The 15,479-nt window shown below is 49.5% G+C and carries 14 protein-coding genes and 3 tRNA genes; 8 read left to right on the top strand and 9 right to left on the bottom strand.

Translation table 11 applies throughout. The features are described 5' to 3' along the window. Window positions 1-24: 24 nt before the first annotated feature. From BLQ88_RS32595 to BLQ88_RS32580, 4 genes are all read right to left on the bottom strand, one after another. Window positions 25-3,114, bottom strand: coding sequence for an efflux RND transporter permease subunit (locus BLQ88_RS32595; protein ID WP_090157215.1), 3,090 nt, complete (start codon window positions 3,112-3,114; stop codon window positions 25-27). 52 nt (window positions 3,115-3,166) lie between these two features. Further along, window positions 3,167-4,270: an efflux RND transporter periplasmic adaptor subunit gene (locus BLQ88_RS32590; protein ID WP_090157214.1), complete on the bottom strand. Its 1,104-nt coding sequence runs from the start codon at window positions 4,268-4,270 to the stop codon at window positions 3,167-3,169. Window positions 4,271-4,413: 143 nt separating this feature from the next. After that, window positions 4,414-5,661, bottom strand: a complete 1,248-nt coding sequence (locus BLQ88_RS32585) for a chorismate-binding protein (RefSeq protein WP_090157213.1) — start codon at window positions 5,659-5,661, stop codon at window positions 4,414-4,416. A 49-nt stretch (window positions 5,662-5,710) separates the two neighbouring features. Further along, the gene (locus BLQ88_RS32580; protein WP_090157212.1) at window positions 5,711-6,136 is read right to left on the bottom strand and encodes a hotdog fold thioesterase; all 426 of its coding nucleotides are present in this window, start codon (window positions 6,134-6,136) and stop codon (window positions 5,711-5,713) included. An 85-nt stretch (window positions 6,137-6,221) separates the two neighbouring features. On the opposite strand from BLQ88_RS32580, the gene BLQ88_RS32575 reads away from it, so the two are divergent. The 4 genes from BLQ88_RS32575 to BLQ88_RS32560 all read left to right on the top strand — a co-directional run bounded on the left by BLQ88_RS32575 (window position 6,222) and on the right by BLQ88_RS32560 (window position 9,703). After that, window positions 6,222-6,866, top strand: coding sequence for a histidine phosphatase family protein (locus tag BLQ88_RS32575; protein ID WP_090157211.1), 645 nt, complete (start codon window positions 6,222-6,224; stop codon window positions 6,864-6,866). Between the two features lie 106 nt (window positions 6,867-6,972). Further along, complete coding sequence (locus BLQ88_RS32570) at window positions 6,973-8,070, top strand: sensor histidine kinase (protein ID WP_090157283.1); 1,098 nt, start codon at window positions 6,973-6,975, stop codon at window positions 8,068-8,070. A gap of 51 nt (window positions 8,071-8,121) precedes the next feature. Continuing rightward, window positions 8,122-8,856 (top strand): LytR/AlgR family response regulator transcription factor, encoded by a 735-nt coding sequence (locus BLQ88_RS32565; RefSeq protein ID WP_090157210.1) that lies wholly within the window; start codon window positions 8,122-8,124, stop codon window positions 8,854-8,856. Between the two features lie 31 nt (window positions 8,857-8,887). After that, the gene (locus tag BLQ88_RS32560; protein WP_090157209.1) at window positions 8,888-9,703 is read left to right on the top strand and encodes a PdaC/RsiV family protein; all 816 of its coding nucleotides are present in this window, start codon (window positions 8,888-8,890) and stop codon (window positions 9,701-9,703) included. On the opposite strand, the gene radC is transcribed toward BLQ88_RS32560, so the two are convergent. The 4 genes from radC to BLQ88_RS32540 all read right to left on the bottom strand — a co-directional run bounded on the left by radC (window position 9,704) and on the right by BLQ88_RS32540 (window position 14,017). Continuing rightward, window positions 9,704-10,408, bottom strand: coding sequence for a RadC family protein (gene radC / locus BLQ88_RS32555; protein ID WP_090157208.1), 705 nt, complete (start codon window positions 10,406-10,408; stop codon window positions 9,704-9,706). A gap of 62 nt (window positions 10,409-10,470) precedes the next feature. Next, a complete protein-coding gene (locus BLQ88_RS32550; protein WP_229212963.1) occupies window positions 10,471-12,009 on the bottom strand; it encodes a tetratricopeptide repeat protein in 1,539 nt (512 codons plus the stop codon). A 63-nt stretch (window positions 12,010-12,072) separates the two neighbouring features. Continuing rightward, the gene (locus tag BLQ88_RS32545; protein ID WP_090157206.1) at window positions 12,073-12,819 is read right to left on the bottom strand and encodes a zinc ribbon domain-containing protein; all 747 of its coding nucleotides are present in this window, start codon (window positions 12,817-12,819) and stop codon (window positions 12,073-12,075) included. A gap of 97 nt (window positions 12,820-12,916) precedes the next feature. Continuing rightward, window positions 12,917-14,017 carry a Nif3-like dinuclear metal center hexameric protein gene (locus BLQ88_RS32540; protein WP_090157205.1) on the bottom strand — a complete coding sequence of 367 codons (1,101 nt, stop codon included), beginning with the start codon at window positions 14,015-14,017 and terminating at the stop codon, window positions 12,917-12,919. 162 nt (window positions 14,018-14,179) lie between these two features. On the opposite strand from BLQ88_RS32540, the gene BLQ88_RS32535 reads away from it, so the two are divergent. From BLQ88_RS32535 to BLQ88_RS32520, 4 genes are all read left to right on the top strand, one after another. Beyond that, window positions 14,180-14,253 (top strand) — tRNA-Asp (locus tag BLQ88_RS32535). A 120-nt stretch (window positions 14,254-14,373) separates the two neighbouring features. After that, window positions 14,374-14,447: transfer RNA gene (locus tag BLQ88_RS32530), tRNA-Asp, on the top strand. Between the two features lie 18 nt (window positions 14,448-14,465). Further along, a tRNA-Asp gene (locus tag BLQ88_RS32525) sits at window positions 14,466-14,539 on the top strand. A gap of 339 nt (window positions 14,540-14,878) precedes the next feature. Then, on the top strand, window positions 14,879-15,181 hold the full coding sequence (locus tag BLQ88_RS32520) for a four-helix bundle copper-binding protein (protein ID WP_090157282.1): 303 nt from the start codon (window positions 14,879-14,881) through the stop codon (window positions 15,179-15,181). Here BLQ88_RS32520 and BLQ88_RS32515 read toward each other — a convergent pair. Then, a partial coding sequence (locus tag BLQ88_RS32515; protein ID WP_218132980.1) for a transposase occupies window positions 15,178-15,479 on the bottom strand: 302 nt, incomplete at its 5' end. The genes BLQ88_RS32520 and BLQ88_RS32515 overlap by 4 nt on opposite strands.

Genomic DNA, 15,479 nt, shown 5'->3' with positions numbered 1-15,479 from the left:
TTGATTTTGTATGAAAAATATTCTCTAAGCCACAAGCTCCTCTGCCATTTTCTGCTCTTCCGTAACCTTGTGTTTTTTAGGTGAAATGAATGTATAAATCGCCGGGATCACGAACAACGTCAGAATCAGCGAGAACATCAGGCCACCTACAATTACTACCCCCAGCGGAACCCGGCTGGTTGCCGCCGCACCAAGGCTCATTGCAATCGGTAATGCACCGAATGCCGTCGCAAGGCTCGTCATGAGGATCGGGCGCAGACGTTGTGTAGCCGATTCGACCGCCGCTGCCATCCTGCCCATGCCCTGCTCCCGCTTCTGGTTGGCAAATTCTACGATGAGGATACCATTTTTCGTCACAAGCCCGATGAGCATGATCATACCGATTTGTGAGAAAATATTAATGGTTAATCCAAATAAATAAAGGCTGAGCAATGCACCTGCCAATGCGAGCGGCACGGTGATCATGATGATGAACGGGTCGGTGAAGCTTTCAAACTGGCCTGCGAGTACGAGGTACACAAGCAAAAGCGCCAGCCCGAAGGCGAAGCTGGTGTTGGAAGAACTTTCTTCAAAGTCGCGGGACGGGCCGGTAAGCGACGTCTGGAAGGATTCGTCCAGCAGTTTGGTACCGATCCGACGCATGGCTTCCACGCCGTCGCCGATCGTTTTGCCTTCTACAAGTGACGCGGAAATCGTAGCGCTTTTGTAGCGGTTGTAGTGGTAAATGGTCGGCGGACCGCTTTCTTCCTCCATATGCACCACGGCCGTCAGCGGAATGCTCTCACCGCGGTTATTCCGTACATATAGTTTATCAATATCGGCCGGTTTGTTACGTTCCGAACGTTCTACCTGGCCTATTACCTGGTATTGCTGGCCATTCATGATGAAATATGCCAGACGCCGTCCGCTAAATGCAGCTTGAATGGTGGCCGCGACGTCGGAAGTTGAAAGGCCCAGGTCGCGCGCTTTGAGGCGGTCAATGGTCAGGCGTACCTCCGGTTTATTGAATTTAAGGTTAACATCGACGTTCTGGAATGTCGGGTCTTGCCGCGCTTCATCGAGAAACTTGGGTAACACTTCGCTGAGCTTGTCAAAGTCGAGGTTTTGCAATACAAATTGAACGGGAAGTGAACCTCTCGAACCGATACCCACAGAAATAGTCTGCTCCTGCGTTGCGAAAATCCTCGCGTCGTTAAACCGTGACATCTTTTTGTTAATCTCTTGTGCGATGTCGTTCTGACTTCTCTTGCGCTCTTCGGATGGTACCAGACCGATACGCGCGGTGGCACTGTTCACGCCGCCGCCGCCGAAGCCCGGTGTAGCCGAGAATGTAAAGGATTTTTCAGGAATAGAATCATTCAGAAAGTCGCTCAGCTGGTCCGAAACTCCCTGCATTTGGTCGAAACTCGTTCCTTCCGGGGCCGAAACACTGAAACGGATACTATTCCGGTCTTCCATCGGCGCGAGTTCGCTTTGCAAATGGGTGTAGGTAAACCAGATCAGCACACCGCAGGCAACGACCAGCACCCAGGCAACCCACCGTGCTTTCATAAAGCCGCGGAGCATGCGGTTGTAGCCGTCTTCCATGCCGGTGAAGAAAGGCTCGGTTTTGTTATAAAACCAGCCGTGGCCCGAATCCTTGCGGTTTAGCACCACATTCAGTACGGGGGTAATGGTAAGTGAAACGAATGCGGATATCAATACCGCGGAGGCTACCACAATCCCGAATTCCCGGAAAAGGCTCCCTACGAAACCTTCGAGGAAGATTACCGGGAGGAATACCACAGCGAGCGTAAGCGATGTCGAAATAACCGCGAAGAAGATTTCCCGGCTACCTTCCAATGCCGCTTGCCGGATCGGTAGGCCGCTTTCGAGCTTGCGGAAAATGTTTTCCGTGACCACAATACCGTCATCGACCACCAGACCTGTGGCGAGTACAATGCCGAGCAGTGTCAGGATGTTGATCGAAAAGCCGCACATGTACATGACGAAGAATGTCGCGATGAGCGATATCGGAATGTCGATCAACGGGCGGACGGCTACCAGCAGGTTCCGGAAAAAGAACAGGATCACGATTACCACGAGCGAAAACGCGATGATCAGCGTTTCTTCCACCTCTTTGATTGATTGCCGTACGAGGCGCGTATTGTCGATCAGGACGCTGAATGTGATATCCGATTTATTGGATTTCTGGATTTCCGCGAGGCGTTTGTTGAACTCATCGGAAATCTGCACATAGTTGGCACCCGGTTGCGGGATTACCGCAAGGCCCACTGCATACATGCCGTTGTACTTCCAGCTTTGTTCCTCGTTTTCTGGCCCTAATTCTACTTTGGCCACATTGCCGAGCCTTACAATTCCAGTGCTGTCGTTGCGGATCACGAGGTCGTTAAACTCTTTCTCGCTTTTCAACCGGCCCATCGTACGGATTGTTAGTTCGGTATTGTCGCCATAAATCTTACCGGCGGGCAATTCCACGTTCTCAGCCGCGAGGGTGGTAGTTATGTCGTTGAAAGAAATATTATAAGAACTCATCTGGTCGGGATTCAGCCAGATGCGCATTGCATATCTTTTTTGACCAAAAATATTGATCGCGCTCACACCGTCGATCGTCTGCAAGCTTTGTTGGAGCACGTTTTCGGCATATTCGCTCAGTTCGAGCAAACCTTTCGAAGGGCTTTGAACCGCCAGGAGGAGAATGAAGTCGGAGTTGGCATCGGCCTTGCTCACTACCGGCGGGGCATCGATGTCCTGGGGGAGGTTACGGACGGCCTGGCTTACCTTGTCGCGCACGTCGTTGGCGGCGCCTTCCAGGTCGGATTTAAGATTGAATTCAACAGTAATGTTACTGGAACCGATCTGGCTGGAAGAGCTGATACTCTTGATACCGGGGATACCGTTGATGCTCTTTTCGAGCGGCTCGGTAATCTGGCTCTCGATGATGTCGGCATTGGCACCGGTGTAGCTCGTCCGCACGTTCACGATCGGCGGGTCGATGGCCGGGTAATCCCTCAGTGAAAGAAAGTTATATCCTACTATACCAAAGAGGATGATGAGCAGGTTCATCACGACCGCCAAAACGGGCCGTTTCAGGGATAGTTCTGAAATATTCATAGCATGGGTTTCAAAGGGATGGTCATTGCAACAAGCACCGCGAAGGCATTTGCTACTTACTCGCTACATTCAGGTTTCTAACACTTCTCACTTTCACAGGAGCATCGGGACGGGCAAAAAGTACGCCCGAAACAACCACCGTATCGCCTACGCTGAGGCCTTTGGTCACTTCTACTACATCTTCCCTGCGGTCGCCGGTTTCTACCTGGGTAAAAACCGCCTTGCCGCCTTTCACCGTCACCACTTTCTTGCTGCGTGCTTCGGGGATAATGCTGTTGGAGGGGATCAGTATGCTATTTTTATTATTGCTGGCAGTGATATAGACCTTTGCAAAGGAACCCGGGCTGGTATTGCCCGAACTAAGCACCGCGCGTACCGTGAGATTCCGGGTGGTCTGGTTTACCTGCGGTTCGATGGCCAGAATGTGGGCGGTTTCATATTTGCCGGAGGCCTGGTCGAGCATTACTTCTACTGTACCGCCTTTGTTTACATACTGCTGGTAGCTTTCAGGAACCGTAAAATCGATCCGCAAGTTGGAGAGCTGCTGCATGGTGGCGATAATGTTTTGAGGCGTCACATAGGAGCCTTCGCTTACCTTGCGCAAGCCTACCACGCCCGTGAACGGCGCTTTGATGATCGTTTTGTCGATCAGCGCCTGGGTGTAGGCCATGTCTGCTTTGAGGGTGTTGACATTATTAAATGCCAGATCATAATCCGCCTGGTTGATACCATTCACCGCGATCAGCTGTTTAAGCCTTTTTTCGGTTGTTTCGGCAAGGTCGAGCTGTATTTTCGACCGGTTGAGCTGGGCAAGGAGGTCGGCGTTATTGATCCGCGCGATGACGGTGCCTTTTTGTACGGTTTTACCTTCGGGAACGTCTAGAAAAGTGAGTAACCCGCTTACTTCCGGCCTTAATTCCGCGAATTCGTTGGCCACGATGGTACCGTTCACTTCGACCTTGTCACTCACCTTTTCGGATTTCGCAACGATCACATCAACGATGGTAGGGCCACCGCCGCCTTTTTGTTGAAAAGTATCCTTTTTTTCTCCGCACGAAAGCGTAATAAAGAGTGAACCGGCAATGAAAAGTGAAGACAGAGGTTTGGTTAAACTGGGCAGTCCTTCTGCAAGGGCAGATCTGGCGATAACATTCATAGGGTTTGTTAACCTGGGCTTAAATGGTTTAGGAGTCCAACAGGACTAAATGCGTCCTATTCAGAGGTTTGTCAAAATTAGATATTAATCTCGAACCGATTAGACTTTTTAACCCTATAAAAGTTTAATGCCAGCTAATTTTTTTATAAGGAGCTGCCGATTACTTTTAGCAAAGTATCGCATTTCAGCTCCGTTTCGAACCATTCCTGCTCAGGTACAGAATCTTCTGTGATCCCGGCACCGGCAAAAAATGTCGCAATGCCGTCCTTAAACCGCACTGTGCGGAGGTTTACGAACAAATGCGTGTCGCCACCTACCTGCGCCGGGCCCAGGAAGCCGCTGTAATAGGAGCGGTTGTAGCCTTCCACATCGTTGATGAATTGCAGGCTGGGTGCTTTTGGAACACCGCAAATGGCCGAAGTCGGGTGCAGCAGTTTGAGCATTACCGAAGCCAGCTCGGGGAAGTTGAGCGCCACGGTGTCCACTTCGAAAACGGTTCTGAGATGGTATAGATTACCCGCCAGCACGGTTTTTGGCCCTGTTTCCAGGTATTCGCGCAAGCGTATTTTTTTGAAGCATTCAATAATGTAGCGACTCACCAATGCCTGCTCCTCAATTTCTTTCTCGCCCCAGCGTATGTCGTACCTGGGTATGAGCTCGCCGGACGCGTCGCGTGCGCCCTGCGTGCCTGCGAGGGACATGGTTTTGAAAGTACCAGCGGACAGTTGTTCCACCAGCAGTTCGGGGCTTGCGCCCAGCCACATTTCGTTTTCTTCAGAGAGGTTTACCAGGGAAACGAATGCGTGCGGATAGGCTTTAACGAGCCGCTGAAAGGCTTGTGCCGGCTGGAATGCATCGGTATACCGAAAATCTTTGGTACGGGAAAGCACCACCTTTTTGAACTGGTTCTGCCGGATGGCCGCTACGGCGAGTTCCACCGTCCGCTCGAAGCGCGATTTGGCATCGAGATAGCCGCTTAATGGTTGCAGTGGGCTGGCGGGCCGTTCATCCCCGTTTTCGATCGCATTGGTTTCGGATGCGAGCTGCACCAGTCTTTTTACGTCCGGGTGCTCCTCCCCGTGCTGGTTATCGATCCGGGTGATCCGGTTATCTTCCGTAAACGTGAGGATGATGTCGCCTTCCAGGAACAGTACTTCCTGGTCGTCTTCCCAGTAAAAATTGCTCACCACAAAGCCCGGACTCATTTTTTCGAGCTCGGGAAGGCATTTGCGGGTGCCGTCCTGAATGGAGATGAGCAGTTTGATTTCGTTGGTATGCGGCAGGCGCCATAATGCAGACGGGAAACCCATCATTTTGGCAGCGTGCCAAAGCTCCTGAATCTGTAATCCTTCAAATATCGAAATCCCGGTGTCGGTCTGTACTGATAGCATTTATAACGAATGGGCGTGTCCCGTTAGGTCAATTTTCTGCAAAATAATGTTAGCGGTCTGCATTCACAATAGCTACCGTGAGTCTGCTGATGCAAACGAGTTTGTTTTCTTCATTGGTAATCCGGATGTCCCAGATATGCGTGGTCCGGCCGATATGGATCGGTCGGACGGTTCCGTAAACATACCCTTCCTTCACCGGCCTTAGGTGGTTTGCATTGATTTCCAGCCCCACCGCGTGCTTGTTTTCGTTTTCAGGTATCGTTAAAAACGAAGCGATACTCCCTAGCGTTTCCGCCAGCACTACCGACGCGCCGCCATGCAAAATCCCGAATGGCTGGTGCGTCCGCTTGTCCACCGGCATTTTGGCTGATACATAATCTTTTCCGATTTCCGTAAACTCTATCCCGATATGATGGGCGATACTGTTTTCTCCAAAAGATTGTAGTGAATCGACGGTGACGGTTTTAGCAAACATATCTAAAAAATGTATAAATTTGTATTGGCTTTGCGGATAAAAAACAAGGTTTTTGTAAATTTTATATTTAAATTATCCTATTACTTTGAAAAGAAAATCGATTTACCTCATTCGCCACGGTGAAACTGATTTGAACCGCAGGGGAGTTGTTCAGGGAAGTGGTGTTGATTCCTTGCTGAATGAATGGGGAGAAGCTCAGGCCGAAGCTTTTTTTAATGCTTACCAACATGTTCCGTTTGACAAAATTTATACCTCTGATTTAAAGCGAACACATCAAACCGTCCGCGGGTTCATCAGGCTCGGTATACCGCATGAAAGCTATTCCGGATTGAACGAAATATCCTGGGGCGTCCGCGAAGGCCGCGAACCCAACACGGGTGACAATAACTATTACCGCGAGCTGGTAAATGCCTGGAAGGTAGGCGATGTGAACCTCGCAGCCGAAGGTGGTGAAAGTCCGGAAGATGTGCGTGAGCGACAGATCCCTGTCATCGACGCGATCCTCTCGCGCCCGCACGAGCGTAATATCCTCATTGCCATGCACGGCCGCGCCATGCGTGTGTTGCTGACAACGCTTTTCAACCAGCCGCTCGTACGTATGGACGACTACGAGCACAGCAATCTTTGCCTCTACAAGATCAACTACTCCTACGACACCCAGCAGTTCGAGCTGGAAGTGCGCAACGACATCACACACCTTCTTTCCATCGAAATCCCGCAAACGATATAGCAGCCGTTTGTGTAGATTCGTTTCCATTGGTGTATTAATGTACCTCTCCTGAGGGGGCATTAATACATTTGTGGCTTTTCAATACATCATTAGCGTTCCTATGTTCATGTCCAAAAAACGCATCTATTGGACTCTGCAAATTCTTGGCTGGACATTGATCATCATGTTCGAATACATTCCTTATGTATTGGAATACGGTTTTAAGCTGACTGAATTCTATTCTGCGCTGGCTAACATCCTCTTAGGCATTTGCCTTACCCACACCTACCGACTGGTGATCAGACGGTGGAACTGGTCGTCGTTGCCGCTTCCCAGGCTGGCGTTTCGTGTGGTAGGGTCGGTGTTGTGGCTGGGGCTGATTATGACGATGATCAACCAGCCGATGGATCGCGAAATTCTTGAACAAAACCTGTTCAACCAGCCACTGATTTTCTGGTCGTACTATACCAACTGGTGCAAGATCCTGCTGGCGTGGATTTTGTCCTACACGGTTTACCATTATATAGAACAAAACAGGCTGGCCGGTTACGAGAAGATCATGCTCAAAATGTCGATGCGCGAAGCGGAGGCGAAAGTGCTTCGTTCACAGCTCAATCCGCATTTTACATTCAATGCATTGAACAGCATTCGCGCGCTCGTTTACGAGGACCCGAAACGTGCGCAGCTCAGCATTACGCAGTTATCCAATATACTAAGAAACTCGCTGCTGGCGGACCGTCGGAAGACCGTCGATTTGCAGGAAGAGCTCCGGACGGTAGAAGATTACCTCGAACTGGAAAAGGTGCGGTATGAAGACCGCCTTTGTTACAGCATTACCACCAATCCGCAGGCCATTTACTGGCAGGTACCGCCGATGATGTTGCAGACGCTCGTCGAAAATGGTATCAAACACGGCGTGGCGAAGCAAATGGGAGGTGGATTTATCGGTGTAAAATCGGAAATTGCAAATGAACTGCTCGTGATCACCATCCACAACTCGGGAAACCTGGGCAATACGGAAGTGAATGCAGGCAACCTCGGCAACACCGAATCGGGTGGGGTAGGTTTGAAAAACACCGCTGAGCGGCTGTCGATACTGTATGGTAAGGGAGCTACATTCCGGATTTTTCAGGAGAAAGAGAATGTGGTGTGCTCGGAAATAAAAATCCCGATGCTTTCCGAAGAGGTGATGATGGTGGGGGACGGGTCCGAGAAACAGAACTAATGACCAAATCAATATACTATCTATTTATTATTCCTAACTGATCCATCCGCCATGAGGACCTTAATTGTAGATGATGAGCGCCTGGCGCGCAACGAGTTGAAGAGATTGCTTGAGCCATACACTAAAATTGAAATAGTAGGAGAAGCCGCCAACGCGGATGAAGCATTGAAGCTGATCGAAGAACAGCAGCCCGAGTTGCTTTTCCTTGACATTCAAATGCCCGGCAGGAACGGTTTCGAACTCCTTTCGGCGATCGAAGGCAAAAGCCCGGAAGTTATTTTTACAACCGCATTCGATGAGTATGCAATTAAGGCATTCGAATTCAATGCATTGGATTACCTTTTGAAGCCGATCGATACCGAGCGTCTTAAAGAAACCATTCACCGTATCGAGGAAAATCAGGCCCAGCCCGAATCTCCCGCGCATACCAACGAGCGGGCAGAGAAAGTACTCGGTGAAAATGACCAGGTATTTGTAAAAGATGGCGAGAAGTGCTGGTTTGTGAAACTGGGTAAAATCCGCCTGTTCGAATCGATGGGTAACTATGTACGCCTGCATTTCGACGATCAGAAGCCATTGGTACTGAAATCGCTGAACAACCTCGAAGAGCGCCTGGACCCGAATACTTACTTTCGCGCCAACCGCAAGCACATTATTAACCTGCATTGGATCGAGAAAATCGAACCGTGGTTCAGCGGCGGGCTGCTCGTAACCTTGCAAGGCGGGGACAAAATCGAGATCTCGCGTCGTCAGGCGATCCGTTTCAAGGAACTGATGAGCCTTTAATATCTTCCCGAATCATATTAAACCAAAAACTATGGGTTTGAAGCAAATCGCTGCCCTCATGCTCGGAGCTTTGCTTTTTGGGGCATGTAACCAGTCGTCTAAAAAGGATAAAACGGCTACGGGCATCGGCTACCAGGCGGGCGAGGTGAAAAAGGAGCAGTTTGGCGGTTGCGATACAGTTACGAATAAAGGGGTTTCTGTGATCATCAGCCTTTGGCAACCGACCGATTCAGGAGCCGTCGCTACCCAAATCAGGGAGATTCTGACGGATAAGACCGTTAAACGGTTGAATTCTTATGGTGATCCTGCCAGTGCCACGGCGCGTTTGGAGGCCATAAAAAGCCCGAAAGCCGCATTTGAGGATTTCCAAAAGAACTACAACGATTTCAAAAAGGATTTTCCCGACGCACCCGGATGCTGGGAAGTGGAATTGCATGGTGATACCGTCATGACTACCCCGAAAGTGCTTTTCTACCAACTGGATCATTATGCATTTACGGGCGGCGCGCATCCGAACAGTTTCACATCCTATCATGCATTCGATGGCAAGACCGGCAAGGAGCTCGAAATGAAAAGCTTTGTGGCCGATTCCGTGGCATTGCTGAAACTGGTCGAAAAGAAATTCCGTGAACTGGAAAAACTGGCACCGGGCGTAGACCTGGAAGATGCGGGTTATTTTCTCGCAAACCACAAGTTCTTCATTCCTGCCAATTACGTGTTTACCCCGGAAGGCGTTTTGTTTTTTTATAATCCTTATGAAATAGCCGCCTACGCCCGCGGGCCGATCGAACTTACGATCCCGTACGAGGAGCTGAAAGGTATTATTCGGAAAGACGCGGTGTTTTGATCACAATTCGCCGGAATCTTTGAAACTATAATAGCCGTCATCGGTGAAGATCATATGATCCTGAACAGGCAGGTCGAGCAATTGGCCTGCCTGCATCATTTGCTCGGTAAGTAACTTGTCGGCCAGGCTCGGTACAAGCTGCCCCGAGGGGTGGTTATGTACCAGTATAAGCGAGCTGGCCATATGGTCGAGCGCGATTTTGAATATCGTTTTAATGTCCGCCGTAACGCCGGAAATGCCCCCCACGCTCACCTGTATCGCCCGCATCACATAATTTCCCCGGTTAAGCAGCAAAATCCAGAACTCCTCGTGCGTTTTGTCCATCAAATAAGGGCGCATGGCTTCGTAGACAGGTTTGGAACTGTTGATTTTGAGTCTTTTATCGGAAATGATGTCTTTGCGCCGCCGGCCCAGTTCCAATGCGGCGAGGATAGTGAGCGCCTTCGCTTCGCCTATTCCCTTGATTTTCGTCAGGTCCCGGACATTGAGCTTGGCGAGTTCATTGATATTGTTGCCAACCGAGGCCATCAGTGCTTTGGCGAGGTCGACGGCCGTCATTTCCCTCGTGCCCGAGCGGATCAGGATCGCCATTAGTTCCGAGTCCGAGCAGGCGGCCCGGCCTTTGTTCATGAATTTTTCACGTGGTTTGTCATCATCGTGCCAGTTGATGATCACTTTCGGATTGTCGCTCTTTTTTCTGGGCATATCGAAGGTTGCATGAATGCTTACGTCCTTGATACGCTGAAAGTGCGTTTTGGTAACAGGTGCTATTGGCCCAGTTCGGTGAGGGCAGCACGGGCTTTGTTGTCGATGCTGTTCTTGTATTCGTGCTTTTTAAAGCTCATAGCTCGTTTGAAGTACGCCACAGCTTTTTGATTATCAGCCTTTTGTTGGGAGATATAGCCCATTTGCAATGCGGAAGAAGCCGCAAAGCCACTGGCGGCCGGGTCAGTCTGTCCGAGCATCAGCGCGCGGTCGTAAAATGGCACGGACTCACTGATACGGCCGGATTTTTGAAGAATTCTCGCCATACGATAATTGAACTCGGCCTTTTCGTAAGTTGTGCCAAAACTTTTTTCAGAAACAGCCTTCATCAAATCCGCAGCCTTTTGAAAATAGCCGCCGTCTGTCGCGTACCTGGCTTTGTATAGCACCTTTTGCCTTGGACTGATTTTGCCCTCACCATATTCCTTTGCAATTCTTTCCGCAAACTGATCGGCCTCCACAATGGTACTGCCGGTTTGGGTAACTTTTTGCAAATAGGTTGCTGCTTCCTGGTCACGCCCGGCTAGCCAGCGGCACATAAACATTTTCGAATAGCTGTCCTTGATGTAGTTGAACCCCGCATATTGTTTGAGAAACCGGTTGTAAAAAACAAATGACTCTTCATAATCACCACTTTGCAACGCGATTTCCCCGCGCAGGTAATTGAGGAACGGGAATGGCATATACTCCTTGCCGGCGGGCGCATCCGCAAGGAAATGCGAAGCTTCTTCGCTGCGGTTTTCTTTCATTAAAACCGTTGTAGCGAAGAAATGCAGCAGCAGGTTGTCCGGCTGTTCTCTGGGCCATTGGCGTATCCGTGCCTGTTGTTCAGGGCTGAGCTGCAACGAATATGCGTGCAGCAGCAAGTCGATCAGCTCCGCTTCCTGTTTAAAAAAGGGTTCTTCTTTCACCACCTCCCGCAACTCGCGGATACCTTGTGCAATGTTTCCTTTCAATCCGAGGATTTTGACGATCCACGTATAGTTTTCAGGAATCGAGCCGATCAGGACGTGCAGCAGGCCAAGTGATTTGAGGGTAGGGGTAAATGCGGGAAATTTCTTGCGGTTGTCTTCCAGAAGCCGGTAGGCCTTGATGATTTCCCAGGAGCCGCTGACCTCATTGCCGAATTTGAGCTTGGCAAATGCAGAATGCAATCGGATATCCGCCTGGAACAGCCTTTTGTACGGCGATTTCTCGGAAAGTTTCCCCACCAGGTCGAGGCGCTTGTCCTGCTGTTGGGTGAAAATTTTGTAGCGTGTCCGATCTTCGGCAATAAGGAGGTAATGCAGGTCGGCGTAACTGTCGAGGTAGGCGATGAACGGATTTGCGGCATTAATCGCTCTTTCATCGTCGATCAACTCGCGGGCTGCCGGTAGTCTCAGTTTTTGTATTTCAAAATAGGCCTTTTGCAGTTTAGGTGAAAAAATGACGTCGCTTTGCTCGTCGATAGCTGACACAGGCCGGGAGGTAAGCAAGAATAGCAACAGGCACATTAGTAACCTGAATGCCGCATATTTAATCTCCGAATGACTCCTGCTCATGGTACTGCACATAAAAAAAGGTTGTCCGGATAAGACAACCTTTCAAATTTAGTATTTAAAATCCTAGCGGCGTTGGTGAACCGGCTGAACGCTTTCCACGTCGGCGAGGATACGTCCGCAGTGCTCGCACACGATCAGTTTCTTACGCTCGCGGATATCAGCCTGACGCTGAGGAGGAACGATGCTGAAACATCCGCCGCAAGCGCCACGCTGTACATGCACAACGGCCAGACCGTTGAGTGAGTTGTCGCGGATTTTTTGGTATGATTTCAGTAGGCGTTCTTCGATTTTCTTGATATGCTTTTCTCTTTCAGCGATCAGCCCTTGTTCTTCGGACTGGCTTTCAGAGGTAATTACCGAAAGTTCGTTTTTCTTTACTTTCAGGTCTTCGTTTCTTTCATTCAGGATAGATTCCGCACGGTTGGCGTCTTCTTCGATGAGGCGAATGCGGGCTCTGGCTTCGTTGATCTTCTTGTCGGCCAGTTGCATATCGAGTTCTTGCAGTTCTATTTCTTTGGTGATGGCGTCGTATTCGCGGTTGTTGCGGACGTTCATCTGCTGATCTTTGTATTTTTTGATCAGTTTTTCCCCTTCTTTCTGTGCATTTTTGAAATTGTCGATCTCTGTATTCAGATTGGCAATTTCAGATTTAAATTTTCCTAAACGCGTTTCGAATCCTGCAATCTCGTCTTCCAGGTCCCTTACTTCTTCCGGTAGGTCCCCGCGGGTTTTTAGTATTTCGTCAAGGCTTGAATCGATTTCCTGAAGTTTCAGGAGAGCATCTAGTTTTTGTGCGATTGTGTTTTCCATGTATGTCTTTTATGGACTTGTTTCAATGCTTGAAATGTGAGGTAGTCAGCCCTAATTTAAACAGATTATCAGCAGAATTCGTTGTCAAAACCGGTTTTCAGGAAAAATACCGCACCGGATTGGTACTGATTTCTGACAAACAGAGTGCGAAATTACTAAATTTTCCTGATATATAGTCATGCAATAAATTTTTCGTAAACACTTCACTTTCGTAATGGCCTATGTCACAGATCATAATGCGGCCTTCGGCATCGAAAAATTCGTGATACTTGTAATCTGCCGTGACAAAGACGTCCGCGCCGGCTGAAACTGCATTACGCAATAAGAAACTGCCCGCCCCGCCGCACACCGCCACACGGCGGACCGGCCTGCCCGTTGGCTCAGTGTATTTGATTACCGAAGCTTCCATACCAGCCTTTAAATAGCCCAGAAAGTCTGTGGCATCCATTGGCTCCGGAAGTTCACCGATTGCGCCGGCGCCTACATACTGGTTTTCATTTTCAAGCGCCGACAAGTAATAGGCGACTTCCTCATACGGGTGCGCACGCTTGAGCGCACTGAGCACATGCGCCTGTAAGTGGGTGGGCAGCATTACCTCCACGCGATGCTCTTTCACGGTTTCCAGTTCGCCCCGTTCGCCAACGGCCGGGTTCGCATTCTCGCTAGGGAGAAATGTGCCGGCCCCCTCGCTCCGGAAGCTGCAATTGCGGTACTCGCCGATCTCGCCGGCACCCGCTTCAAACAATGCTTTGAGCACCTCTTGTGTATTTTCGACCGGGCAGAAAAATGCCAGTTTGGCCAGGATTTGTTTTTTGGGTGCCAGTATTCTGATATTTTGAAGTCCCAGGCGGTTCGCGATTTGCCAGTTTACGCCGCCCGTTACGTGGTCCAGGTTGGTGTGGGTAGCGTAGAGTGCAATGTCATTTTTAATGGCTTTGATCACCGTCCGCTCCACGTAATTCTTACCATTGAGCTTTTTGAGGCCTTTGAAAATAATAGGGTGGTGGGCTACGATGAGGTTGCATTGCTTATTAATGGCCTCCTCTACGATTTCCTCGGTAATGTCGAGCGTGAAGAGGATACCGGTAACTTCGGTATCCGGTGACCCGACTAGCAATCCGGCATTGTCGTAATCTTCCTGGTAAGGCAGCGGAGCGAGCTTTTCGAGTTCGGTTAAAATTTCTTTGATGAAAGTCATAAATTTTCTCGTGGTTCAACTATTTCATTTTCAGAATATTCTTAGTTGAAGGGTTATTATTTCACAAATAAAATAACTAAATTGCTGTGTAGGGTGTTGCAAACCTAAATATTAATGGTAGTTTTGCACCACGTTTTACAAAAACGATTGTGAAAACGATTCGGTTTGGTAGTTCAGTTGGTTAGAATACATGCCTGTCACGCATGGGGTCGCGGGTTCGAGTCCCGTCCAGACCGCCGAAAAGTTGAAATAATGGTTTGGTAGTTCAGTTGGTTAGAATACATGTCCGGTCCCGCCTAGGGTGTCACGCATGGGGTCGCCGACGGATGTCAAAATCGCACAGTTCTTTATTTAATGGTTTGGTAGTTCAGTTGGTTAGAATACGTGCCTGTCACGCATGGGGTCGCGGGTTCGATTCCTGTCTATATCGCCGAGTTGTTTATTTAATGGTTTGGTAGTTCAGTTGGTTAGAATACATGCCTGTCACGCATGGGGTCGCGGGTTCGAGTCCCGTCCAGACCGCACAAAAGCTCAGAGAAATCTGGGCTTTTTGCATTTTAAGGCTAGTCGGAAGTGCTCGCGGGTTCGAGTCCCGCCGGAGTGCCGGCCCAGCCAGACCGCACAAAAGCTCAGAGAAATCTGGGCTTTTTGCATTTTAAGGCTAGTCGGTAGTGCGCGGGTTTGAGTCCCGCCGGAGTGCGGGCCCAGCGGAATGCCGCCCAGCCAGACCGCAAGAAAGCTCAGAGAAATCTGGGCTTTTTGCATTTTATACCTATCTCGTTTATTTACACATCTCCCGCGTTGGTACGGTTTTCTTTTCGCGAAGCATTTTACATTGCTTCAAAACAAACGACAAAAACTATGGCCAATCACCAATTTCAAGAATGTATCGACGCCTGCCTTTCCTGTGCGCAGGTTTGTACCCATTGCGCCACTGCGTGTTTGCAAGAAGAAAATGTGGCGCATCTCCGGAAATGTATCCAGCTGGATATGGAATGTGCGGCGATATGCCGTGCGGCTGCGGAGGTGATGACGCTTGTGAGTGATTTCAGCGCGCATATGTGCCGCGTTTGTGCGGATGCGTGTAGCGCATGCGCTAATGAATGTGAGGAGCATGCGGCGATGGGGGATCAAGACCAAATGTTGTGGAGCACCTTGGATTAAGCATATAACTGGGTAAGGCGGTAAAGGAAGAATTCTACATTCCTGACTCCTCTGAACTGCGCCCTGAACGCTTTGATCTTCGCATTGAAAGATTCAGCGGATGCATTGGTGCTTCTGTTATCAAAATAGTTAACAATGGTCTTGTAGTGATTCTCAATCGAGCGGGCAACGGTATTGAATGATTTGAAGCCGGATTGCCTGACCTTTTCGTGCCACTTAGCCAGCCTGGTCAGTCCGTATATTTTTTCTTTTGTAGTCGTGAAAATGTTACTGAGCTCCAATGCCAGCTCGTATGCCT

Origin of the sequence: Dyadobacter soli (assembly GCF_900101885.1) — a bacterium.
In the GTDB taxonomy this organism is placed as follows: domain Bacteria; phylum Bacteroidota; class Bacteroidia; order Cytophagales; family Spirosomataceae; genus Dyadobacter; species Dyadobacter soli.
The sequence above is the reverse complement of the archived record's forward strand: the minus strand, read 5'-3'. Positions and strand labels throughout refer to the sequence as shown.

What these genes read in the sequence shown, in the direction of transcription:
- BLQ88_RS32595 (WP_090157215.1), bottom strand. Translation starts at nt 3,114, where the DNA reads ATGAATATTTCAGAACTATCCCTGAAACGGCCCGTTTTGGCGGTCGTG.
- BLQ88_RS32590 (WP_090157214.1), bottom strand. Translation starts at nt 4,270, where the DNA reads ATGAATGTTATCGCCAGATCTGCCCTTGCAGAAGGACTGCCCAGTTTA.
- BLQ88_RS32585 (WP_090157213.1), bottom strand. Translation starts at nt 5,661, where the DNA reads ATGCTATCAGTACAGACCGACACCGGGATTTCGATATTTGAAGGATTA.
- BLQ88_RS32580 (WP_090157212.1), bottom strand. Translation starts at nt 6,136, where the DNA reads ATGTTTGCTAAAACCGTCACCGTCGATTCACTACAATCTTTTGGAGAA.
- BLQ88_RS32570 (WP_090157283.1), top strand. Translation starts at nt 6,973, where the DNA reads ATGTCCAAAAAACGCATCTATTGGACTCTGCAAATTCTTGGCTGGACA.
- BLQ88_RS32565 (WP_090157210.1), top strand. Translation starts at nt 8,122, where the DNA reads ATGAGGACCTTAATTGTAGATGATGAGCGCCTGGCGCGCAACGAGTTG.
- BLQ88_RS32560 (WP_090157209.1), top strand. Translation starts at nt 8,888, where the DNA reads ATGGGTTTGAAGCAAATCGCTGCCCTCATGCTCGGAGCTTTGCTTTTT.
- radC (WP_090157208.1), bottom strand. Translation starts at nt 10,408, where the DNA reads ATGCCCAGAAAAAAGAGCGACAATCCGAAAGTGATCATCAACTGGCAC.
- BLQ88_RS32550 (WP_229212963.1), bottom strand. Translation starts at nt 12,009, where the DNA reads ATGAGCAGGAGTCATTCGGAGATTAAATATGCGGCATTCAGGTTACTA.
- BLQ88_RS32545 (WP_090157206.1), bottom strand. Translation starts at nt 12,819, where the DNA reads ATGGAAAACACAATCGCACAAAAACTAGATGCTCTCCTGAAACTTCAG.
- BLQ88_RS32540 (WP_090157205.1), bottom strand. Translation starts at nt 14,017, where the DNA reads ATGACTTTCATCAAAGAAATTTTAACCGAACTCGAAAAGCTCGCTCCG.
- BLQ88_RS32520 (WP_090157282.1), top strand. Translation starts at nt 14,879, where the DNA reads ATGGCCAATCACCAATTTCAAGAATGTATCGACGCCTGCCTTTCCTGT.